The organism is Chitinophaga deserti, assembly GCF_003149455.1.
GTDB classification, from domain to species: Bacteria; Bacteroidota; Bacteroidia; order Chitinophagales; family Chitinophagaceae; genus Chitinophaga; species Chitinophaga deserti.
Genome location: NZ_QFFK01000007.1, coordinates 408,996 through 419,475 on the forward strand (window position 1 = coordinate 408,996; position 10,480 = coordinate 419,475).

The window sequence follows — 10,480 nt, forward strand, 5'->3', positions numbered from 1 at the left end:
TACATGCTGAAATCACTTTTCCCCTTTTTATGCACGATAATTTCCCTGCCGGCCTTTGCCGCTCATCCGGAAACGTTTGCATTTGAAGACTCCATTCGCCTGAAAGTGCTCCCCCGCGCCCTTACGGTAGATCCTTCCAAAGGCAGCCTGAAGGCCACGGCAGATAATGGGTTCGTACTCCATGCCAACAGGAATACGGACCTCTATACGTTCGTAGACAGCAGCTTTTATGTACACCAGGTGCCTATGGCTACCTTCCTGGCCGATGAGCAGTTTATCTTCTCCGCACGGGTACGTCCTGATTGCAAAGCCCTTTACGACGGGGGCGCCCTTATCCTTTACACAGACTCTTCCAACTGGGCCAAGCTGCTGATCGAGAAAATGGACGACGGACGTATTATGCTGGGTTCTTCCCTAGTAACCGGCCGTGTAACAGACGACAGCTATCACCGCGCCGTAAATGCCCCTGAAGTATATGTAAAAGCCGCCCGCTCAGGGAATATCTATGGCTTTTACTTCTCGGAAGACGGTAAAAAGTGGCAACTGCTCCGCACTTTCCGCTACCGCAATCCCGCCGGGCTCCGAATCGGGTTCTATGCCCAGTCGCCCAAAGGAGAAGGGATGGAGCTGCAGGTATCCGATGTTAAATACCGCCCCGAAGCCTTTAAGAATTTCCACGCAGGGGAATAACATCCCCTTGCCATTCATCCATTAATCCGATGTCTGAATGACAATTATCCTATTTTGTCACGATAACTTTGATAAAAATTCGGGACTAAATAGCGATGAGGAAATTAGGCTTATTGATATGGAGCATGATCGTGCTCGCGGGAACGGGCGCCATGGCACAGCAGCAGCCACAACAGCAGAACGGCGGGCAGCAGGCGGAAATACTTGGTAAATTAATCGATAATCAGACTGGCAAACCGGTAGAATATGCATCGGTGGCACTGTTGAAAGCCGCGGATTCATCCGTGGTAACAGGCATGCTGTCTAAAGGCAATGGTGATTTCGATTTCCGGAACATTACACCGGGTAAATACATCCTTAAGATATACTTTATTGGTTACGAAACTTTCTTTAAAGCCGTAACCGTACGCCAAAGCAGCGATGTGGGCAATATCCGTCTTAAAACTACGGCTACCGCCCTAAAAGGAGTGGAAGTAGTGGGAGAGAAGCCTGCTTTTACCATGGAGATCGACAAGCGCGTGTTTAACGTGGAAAAGAACCTCTCCAGCATGGGCGGTACTGCCACCGATGTGCTCCGTCAGGTACCTTCTGTTAACGTGGATATTGATGGTAATGTGAGTGTACGCAACGGCAGTCCTACTATTTTCATAGACGGCCGCCCCAGCACCCTTACGCTCGACCAGATCCCTGCCGATGCTATTGCCAGCGTGGAAGTGGTCACCAATCCCTCCGCCAAATACGATGCCGAAGGCATGAGCGGCATTCTCAATATCGTACTGAAGAAAAACCGCAAAGCCGGTATTAACGGCCTTATCCAGGCCGGATACTCCTCTACCAAAAGCTCCAATGCCGGGGTGGATCTCAATGCCCGTCAGGGTAAGATCAATGTTTTCCTGAATTACAGCCTGCGCGACCGCCGCTCGCCCATGAAGCAGCACATGTTCCGTAAAAACATCGATGGTAACGATATCACGTATATGGATCAGTACCAGGATGGGGAATTCGGCCGCCGCTTCCAGAACGGCCGCTTTGGCTTCGACTGGTTCATCGACAACCGCAACACCCTCACCATTTCACAGGGCATTACCGCCGGTGATTTCAATAACCTGAATACACAGGAAATCTTCGATCTTAACAGCAATAAAGAACGTACACAGCGGGGCTATGGCCGTAACGACAGTAAGCACAATTTCCGAAACTACGCCACGCAGGTGGGCTACAAACGCACCTTCTCCAAAGAAGGACAGGAACTTACCGCAGATGTAACGTATAACAAGGCGAACAACCGTAATAACAACGATTACAGCCTGCAATACTTCGACATGGCCGGCCAGCCCAGCAATACTCCCAATCAGCCGGAGCTGCGTTATGGTAAAGGCAATGGCGGAACCACCTATCTCACGGCACAGGTGGATTTCGTAACCCCGCTTAGCGAGAAATCGAAGCTGGAAGCTGGTCTCCGGTCTAATAACAGGAAGTTCAATAACCTATTGAACACTTACGGGAAAGACTTCGCAACAGGCGAGTACCAGTACGATTCCAGCCTTTCCAACAACTACCGTTATAAAGAGCAGATCAATGCTGCTTATGTGAGCTATACCAATGGATTCGGGAACTTCGGTTTCCAGACAGGGCTGCGTGCGGAGCAATCCTTTTACAGTGGCGAAATGCTGAATGTGAAAGGAGCAGCCTATGAGATCGATTATCCGATCAGTCTTTTCCCCAGTGTGTTTCTGACGCAGAAGTTCGAAGGCGATCATGAGTTGCAATTGAACTACAGCCGCCGTATCCAGCGCCCCTGGTTCCGCGACCTGTTGCCCAATATAGAATACAATGCCAACTCTGCCCGCCGAGGTAACCCCACGCTCACACCGGAGTTCACTAATTCTTTCGAGCTGTCTTACATGAAAGACTTCAACCGTAAGATGAACGTGCTGGCCTCCGTATATTTCCGGAATACCAATAACGCCATCACTAACTTCTACGTAGATACCACGCTGGTGCTGGATGGACAGGAGCGTAAAGTGCTGCTGAACTACCCCATCAACGCCGACCGCCGCAATTCCTACGGCGCCGAGCTGACGGTGCGTAACCAGATCACCAAAGGCTGGGATATCACTACCAACGTGAATATGGCGCAAACCAGTGTTAGTGCGCAGGACCTGGACAATTCCGGGTTCGTATGGTTCGGGAAAATCAACAGTAATACCAAGCTGCCGTGGAATCTCACTTTGCAGGTTACCGGTGAATATGAATCCCGTCAGATCCTGCCACAGGGTGAAGAAGCGCCGGAATACCAGATAGACATGGCGGTGAAGCGCGATTTCCTGAAGAAGAAAAACCTCTCCGTAACCGTAGGCCTGAACGATATTTTCAATACGGACCGCGACCTCAGCTGGACTACCACCAATTTCTCCGAATCCGAGCGTTACCGTAAACGGGTATCCCGTGAGCTTCGTGTGAACGTAAGCTGGCGCTTCGGTAAAATGGACGCTAAGATCTTTAAGAAGAAGCGTGGTGGAGATGAAGGCGGTGGCGATATGGGAGGCGGAGATGGATTCTAACCGGGAGTTGTTATTTTAATAACATACCGGGCCCATTCATTTTCACGCTGTTTTGCTGCCAAGTCAGGAAAAATAGTTAACTTATACTTCACCCATTCAAGTTTACTATGCTTTCGCTACAGGTCATTACTGATCCGGTCTATGTTAAGCCAGCCAGGCCCAGCTATTTCGAGCGCTTTATCCGCGACCCGAAGGATGTACCATTCGTACATCTGTCTATCCAGATTACCCTGGTATTGGGTATTACGGCTGTATTGTTGTACATGCCTTTCGTCGATGGCTGGCTTTGGGGAGTAGTAGCTGCAGTTTACCTTTTCTTCAACAATTTTGTATTCAAAGGCCCGTTCGGCCTGATGCTTCACTGTACCAGTCACCGTGCCTTTTTCAAAAAGGAGTACGGTTTCATGAACCATTACCTGCCGTGGGTATTGAGCCCTCTCTTCGGGCAAACGCCGGAAACTTACTTTAGTCACCATATTGGTATGCATCATGCAGAAAATAATATGGAGGAAGACGAAAGCAGTACCATGCCTTTCCAGCGTGATTCTCTGCGTGGGTTCGGACATTATTTAGGGGTGTTCTTTTTTGCAGGTGTATTTAACCTGGCGGTATATTTTTATAAAAGGAACCGTAAACGGCTCATGTATCGCTCGGTACGCGGGGAATTGTTGTTTTATGCCCTCTGCGTAGGGCTCTCGTTTGTAAACTGGCAGGCCACACTGGTCGTGTTCATCATTCCATTCGTTATTTCCCGCATCATCATGATGATGGGCAACTGGGCGCAACACGGATTCATCGATGCTAAAGACCCTTCCAATCATTACAAGAACTCCATCACCTGCATCAATACCAAGTACAACCATAAATGCTGGAATGACGGGTATCATATCAGTCACCACGTTAAACCCAATATGCATTGGACGGAACATCCGGTTTATTTCCGCAGTACCCTACAGGAGTATATCGACAATGAGGCTATTGTGTTCGATGGTATTCACTTCCTCCATGTATTTGCATGGCTGGTGACCCGCAGGTACGATAAGCTGGCGAGGCATTTTGTGAATATCGGCGACCGTTTCCAGTCGGATGAAGAAGTGATTGCCTTCCTGAAGGAGCGTACGCGTAAGATTGTTCCGGAATTGCAGGTGGCATAAATTTGTTAGTTTACCCAAATCCATTATTTTTAACGTCACAAAAATTGTTAATCAGCAGGTTACCCGGTCTGCACTTTTATTCCCGAACCGCATACATTACCTATGAAAAAGTTATTGTTTTTGCTGCTGGTTATGGCAGCAGTCCACCCGATTATGGCACAGCAGGTATATCAGATCCGTGCCGACAGCGTCCGTATTTACAACGTTTGCGATACTGCAGAACTGATCCTGGAAAACCGGACCAGTAAGGTAAATGGCTATCTTTTCAATAAAGGGAATGGTCGTACAGAGTTCCGTAAAATAGATCTTGTTTCAGTGGGGAATCACCAGCTGGCCATCGCCGGACAGGATACCATTGATCTCCGTACTATTGGCGGAATAGGCATTGATACCGCTTACCGCTCCGGGGATAGTATCCGCTACGTTAAGAATGGGGTGATAACCCGCATCTACGCCCCGTTGCCTGCCCCGGAAGGGTACATCCTCAATCAGACGAATACTCCGCAGACGGCCCAGTTTAATATCAAGGGCGAAGGGCGTACTGCCGGAAGTTTTACTGTAATACGCAAGGGGGCTAACAGTTACATGAACAGTTTTACACTGCTTGATTCACTCGGCACAAGAGGTGCCAATATGCAGTTGACGGGTGGAGATACTGCCGGCCTAGCTTTCTATGTACATAGTGGGGCATTCTGGGCTAAGAGATTTGAAATCGGTCCTTCAGGGGTTACCAACTTCTACAGTAACCTCTTTTCTACAGGTAGCTTTACAATGGGGTATGGGGTGGATACAGCCCAGTTGAACTTTCAGGGAGCCAAAGTGAATTACATGGCATTCCCTAACAGGGGGATAGCACCACCGGCTTACAGTACCAGAAGTATCGGCACAAAAATCATTTATTTTGGAAACATCAGCGCAGCCCATGCCGATTTCGCAACAGGACTGGAAACACAGCACATCTGGCAAAGTGTACCGCAGTTTAACAGTACTAATGGCTTCAAGTGGTACGGTGGTACCACAGAAGCAATGAAACTCTCTGGTGACGGGGTATTAACGATCGGGGATAAAATCAGAACCGATGTTATCTGGGGCGATTCAACCGGGCTGCTTATCAGTGGTAACAATTCAACGGCAAGATTACAACTTGTCGGAGGAGGGACTGGAATGTATTCTTCCAGAGGAGGACAGATCAATCTGATTAGTGGAGGGGATACAACTACAACAGCCCGCGGGGGGATAACATTTCACGCCGGTAATATCGGAGACGGAACAGAGCAGCTGGAACGGATGCGGCTTACAAGTACGGGGAAATTAGGTATTGGTATCAGTGGTTTGCATTCCACGCTACACGTTAACGGTTCTGTTGCTTATGGTGTGGCAGCTTTAACCGGCAGTGCCACTTTGCACGATTGGCAATGTAATGTAATGGTGAACAATGCGGCGAATGCTAATATCACGCTGCCTACTGCCACAAATTGCATGGGCAGGGAGTATACCATTGTTAAAATATCTTCTTCGGCAGCCACTGTAACCGTGGCTACTACAGGTGGAGAACTGATCAATAACGCCACTACATATCTGCTGGCTACGCAGTACAAAACGGTAACACTCTGGAGTAACGGCACACAGTGGCTGATTAAATATGCAAACTAAGCATTGAGAAAGCTTAGTCCGGCTGCTGCCAGTGCATCTTTTAGCTTCGGGAGGGAGGAAGGTCCCATACCATGGAGTGCAAGAATCTCTTTCTGCGAATGCTTTGCCAGTTGCTGAATGGTTGTAATGCCTGCATTTTCCAGTGCCCTGCGTGCGGGGCCTGATAGTGTTGCCAGAAAACCTGCATCAGGCGCGGTATCCGCTTCGCACTGAGGGCAAACCGGGCAGTCAGACGACTTATAATACCGGTGGCCCCTGGGGCAGGTACGTAATGTCTTTTCAGAAGGCATATTATTGTCGTTTTTTACTGAACTTTAAATTAGTGCTTAAATCTTAAATACGACCTATGGAGACGCGTAAGCTCATTGGATTAGTATTGTTGCTGGCCGGCCTGACCTTAGGCTTTGGCAGCATCTGGCGCAGGAAAAGGGGGCACTCTGCTAAAGGAGCCGGGGCTGTGATGACACTGGCTTTTGTGATGGAAGGGGTAGGTATTGCATTGTTGGCAGGTGGTTGTGGAGGGGAATGACAGGAGGGCTATGATATACCCGGCCAGACCGGTTATCTATTTCCGTTTTAATGATGCGGATTGCTAAAAAAATTAGTGGTGTTAATTTTGTGATTTAAATATTTCTTGTACATTTGATTGAAATTGAATACGTTTTTACCTATGAATTAAAAACGGTTTGATATGATAGACAAGAGGAATCCCTGCCCGTGTTGACCCGGTGAGCTTGATTACATTAGACAGTTATTCCCGACCCATTTTGACGACTTAAGGAACATCCTTATGCCTGTACACCGACTGTTTGCAGCTTTATGCTGTCTCGGCATGGTTTCTATTGCGCGCGCGCAAAGTATTCCTGACCGGGTGCCCTATACCATGGATTCCATGGTGAATATTTTACGACCTCCTTTGCCGCTTGTCAGGCATGCCCTTGTGGATTCTCTGAACCACCAGGCTACCCGTAAGCATGCCCTTAAGGAAAAAGCAGATGCATTCCAACGACAGGTGACTGGCGGAGGGAATCAGCTAATTCCACAGGTCCCGGCATTGCTGAAGGATTCCCTGCATCCCCAGATTCTTAACCGGGGAAGTATCCCTGGTAAAGGGAATATCCAGTTACCCTCCCGGGGCTTCAGTGATTTGAAAGACCCTGTCCGCAAGGAATTCCTTTCCTATATACACGCCAGTTCAGGTCCTGCTAAGTATGCCAAACTGCAGGAAGGCTTCGGCGCCCTGAAAGATTCTGCGCGTATGGAGCGCTTCTTCGACGAAAAGCTCCGCGGTTTCTACGCCCTCTTTAAAGATCATCCTGCCACGGATAAACTGAAGCTCCCCGGTAAACCGGAAAACAAACTCCAGAAAGCCGGTGCCCAAACTTCCTATGGTGATACTACCGGAAATGCTTCCGGCTGGTGGAGCAACGTAGAAGTACAGGACCGCTTTGCCCTGGGATCTATCCCTGTCAATCTCCAGTATGCCAATGTTTCCGGTTATAACCGCTTTGATCATGACCTGTCGGGCGAAAACCTCGGGAATTTTAAGTTTGACCGGGAAGCATACCTGCAGAAGGTTTCCGCACATGTCCGGAAGAACTACGACCTGAAGAAGTATTTCCTGGACGACATCGATTTCAAATCACAGCTGAAACAGTTTACAGATGCGCGCCTTAAATCCCTGTCGGAGAAAGGCGATAGTCTGCAGAAGCTGATCCGGCCGGAAGAGCTCATGTACCTTGACAGTGTCCAGCTACGCAATCAGCTCTTTGCTAATGCGGCTGGCAGCTATTCCGATACGGCTTTGGAAAGTAAGCTGTCTAAACTGCTGGCCTTGCAAAAGGAGATAGGAGGTAGCCTGGATCCCAATTCCATGCTGAAAAACCAGTACCAGTTAAAATCCCGCATGGAACGCTATATGCAGGATCCGCTTTCCGCTGCGGAAATGGCTCCTGATCTGATTCCTATGTCTGGCCTGCAACGCCTTTTCCTGAAAATGAAAGAGCTGGCGGCAGGTAATATAGCAGCCAATGCCAGCAAAGGCACCGTGTCCGACCTGTTTATGACTGGTGCGGCTGGCAGCATGTTAAACAAAAACAAAATGCTTATGCTGGGTGCCGGTAAAACACGCCAGGCACTGCCATACGATATTGGTCTGGATGGTATGCAGCAGGCACCTTCGCAAAGCCTGCAGTTCCTGCGGATGGGTAAAGGTGATATGGACAAGCCGCATCATCATGTATCTATGATCAATGCAAATGCCCGGAACGATAAGCGAATGCCCAATGTTCGCACACTGATGCAGAATACTTTTGTAGGCGCCTTATCTAACCGGCTTTCTCTGGGCGACTGGGGAGATGTGGATTTCGAGATATCCAAATCCAATACCAGTACCGGTGCCGGCGGGCCTGCCGGCGATCATGCCGCACAGTCCAAAGCTGCCATCGCTAACTTCTTCGACGATTTCATCACCACCGTATCTACCGGACTGAAATATAATTCGGCATTGCCGGAGTATGGGCTTACCCAGGCAGTGTATTTCAACTATTCGGGTATGGGATACAACAACCCCGGTAGTCCTTATTCCCGCCGTGGGTCTATGGCTTACGGGCTGCAGGTAAAGCGTTCCTGGCTCCGTAATAAAGCCAGCGTTCAGTTGAGGACTGATTTCCGTAATACCAGCCGCACTGCTCTGGCAGGCAGTCAATGGAAGAATCGTACCCTCGCGCTCGATGGCCGTTTACGCATCTCCCGGCAGCTAACGCTTTCCGGACGCCTGCATCAGAGCAATATGATGTCTGATGGCAGCCATGGCCGACAGGAACAATACCTCAACCGCAAGGTGGCATTCAGTTCGCAGTGGAACGGTAAAGCGGGCGGACTGCGTTTCTTCAACCAGTCTTCCCTCGGCCTGCAGCAGATGCATTATATGACAGATGTTGCGCCCGTGAAGAGCCTGTTTGTGAATGCCTTCGTCAGCCACACTATTCCGGTGGGAGAGAAAATGATCACCGCCAACGTCTTTTACAACCGCGATATAAAGAATGCCGCTGTGTATTCCAACCTGCTGACTGCCGATGCCGGCTACCAGTACCGGCTGGTAAAGTTCCTGCAATGCGGGAGCAGTCTTACCTTCCTCGATAACAGGGGAGTGGTGCGGCAGGCAGGTATCCGCCAGCAGGTTAGCGCGCAATTACTGGGCCGCTGCCAGGTAAACCTGAGCATGGATGCGCGTAAAGACCTGATGAACACGCCGCAGAACTACCTCTACGGGAACTTCCGCAGCGAATTATCCATTTTCTACATGTTGAACCAATAGCTATGAAAAGATACCTGACGGTCTTATTGCTCATGTGTACTGCCATGTTCGTCCGCGGACAGGTAACGGTCACCTTTGTGCCCGAAGTGCAGGGCAGGACCCTTGAGACAGTGATGGGAGCAAGATTTATGAATGGCGGACAAAAGCAGCAATGCATCCTGCAAATCAGGATAACCTCGGCCGACGGGGGACTCATTGCCGAAACCGTTACCCCCGCTTTTGAATTGCCTTCCGGTATGCAGATGATCCCACAGGGAGCGGCATACCGTTCCGCCTGGAAGTTCGGAAACAGCCGGCAGGCTGTGGTGGTGAAACAATCCCACCAGTTTCCGGAAGGAGAGTATGAATATTGCTTCACCTTATCGGAAGTAGCAGGCGGCCACGCCGGTGGTGTAATAGCAGAACAGTGCTTTAACCACATGCTGCAGCCTTTCAGTCCGCTGGAACTGACGGAACCCTACGACGGAGACCGTATCTGCGAAAAGCGCCCCACACTCATTTGGCAGCCTTTAATACCTGCATTGCCTGGTATGACCTACCGGTTGCTGCTGGTAGAAGTAAAAGAAGGGCAGGCCAGGACGGAAGCATTGCATTATAACATGCCCATCATCCGGCAGAACGGAATCCCTTCTCCCATGTTACTTTATCCGCCCCTCAGCGCTGAGCTGGTTATGGGTAAGCGCTATGCATGGCAGGTATCTGCGGTGAAAGGGGAAACTTTGCTGGCGCGGAGCGAGGTGTGGGATTTTACGGTGAAATGTGAGGATAGTGTAGCGAAGCGGCCGGTGGACAGTTATCGTAACATAGATGATCTGGCAAAAGGTAACTTCTATATAGCGGAAGGCAGAATTCTCTTTGCAGTAGAAAACTATCATAGTGCTCAGATACTCGATTATTCTATAGCCAGCATCTCCAAACCCAATGAGAAGTTACGGAAGTTTCCAAGGGTGCAACTGAATACCGGGCGGAACCTAATCCTCATAGATCTGGAATCTGTGAAGGGGATGACCGACGGGGATTATTATATCCTGTCTGTCCGCCTGCCTAATGGAGAAACAAAACAACTCCGATTCCTGTATAAAGCTGAAACCGAATAGATT

The 10,480-nt window shown here is 49.5% G+C and carries 8 protein-coding genes; 7 read left to right on the forward strand and 1 reads right to left on the reverse strand.

What is annotated here, in order from left to right; all coding sequences use genetic code 11:
• The first annotated feature begins 3 nt into the window (after positions 1-3).
• From DEV76_RS18220 to DEV76_RS18235, 4 genes are all read left to right on the forward strand, one after another.
• Positions 4-690 carry a DUF1349 domain-containing protein gene (locus tag DEV76_RS18220; RefSeq protein ID WP_109699347.1) on the forward strand — a complete coding sequence of 229 codons (687 nt, stop codon included), beginning with the start codon at positions 4-6 and terminating at the stop codon, positions 688-690.
• Between the two features lie 95 nt (positions 691-785).
• Positions 786-3,254, forward strand: coding sequence for an outer membrane beta-barrel family protein (locus DEV76_RS18225; RefSeq protein ID WP_109699348.1), 2,469 nt, complete (start codon positions 786-788; stop codon positions 3,252-3,254).
• Positions 3,255-3,361: 107 nt separating this feature from the next.
• Positions 3,362-4,408, forward strand: coding sequence for a fatty acid desaturase family protein (locus DEV76_RS18230; RefSeq protein ID WP_109699349.1), 1,047 nt, complete (start codon positions 3,362-3,364; stop codon positions 4,406-4,408).
• Between the two features lie 102 nt (positions 4,409-4,510).
• On the forward strand, positions 4,511-6,061 hold the full coding sequence (locus DEV76_RS18235) for a hypothetical protein (RefSeq protein WP_157962972.1): 1,551 nt from the start codon (positions 4,511-4,513) through the stop codon (positions 6,059-6,061).
• Here DEV76_RS18235 and DEV76_RS18240 read toward each other — a convergent pair.
• On the reverse strand, positions 6,058-6,351 hold the full coding sequence (locus DEV76_RS18240) for an RNA polymerase alpha subunit C-terminal domain-containing protein (protein WP_109699351.1): 294 nt from the start codon (positions 6,349-6,351) through the stop codon (positions 6,058-6,060). The two genes, DEV76_RS18235 and DEV76_RS18240, sit on opposite strands and share 4 nt — an antisense overlap.
• Positions 6,352-6,407: 56 nt before the next feature.
• Here DEV76_RS18240 and DEV76_RS18245 point away from each other — a divergent pair, with 56 nt between their 5' ends.
• The 3 genes from DEV76_RS18245 (at position 6,408) to DEV76_RS18255 (ending at position 10,477) form a co-directional block, all read left to right on the forward strand.
• Positions 6,408-6,590: a hypothetical protein gene (locus DEV76_RS18245; protein WP_109699352.1), complete on the forward strand. Its 183-nt coding sequence runs from the start codon at positions 6,408-6,410 to the stop codon at positions 6,588-6,590.
• A gap of 363 nt (positions 6,591-6,953) precedes the next feature.
• The gene (locus DEV76_RS18250) at positions 6,954-9,380 is read left to right on the forward strand and encodes a hypothetical protein (RefSeq protein WP_198652118.1); all 2,427 of its coding nucleotides are present in this window, start codon (positions 6,954-6,956) and stop codon (positions 9,378-9,380) included.
• 2 nt (positions 9,381-9,382) lie between these two features.
• Entirely contained in the window at positions 9,383-10,477 is a 1,095-nt protein-coding gene (locus DEV76_RS18255; RefSeq protein WP_109699354.1) for a DUF928 domain-containing protein, read from the forward strand.
• Positions 10,478-10,480 lie beyond the last annotated feature (3 nt).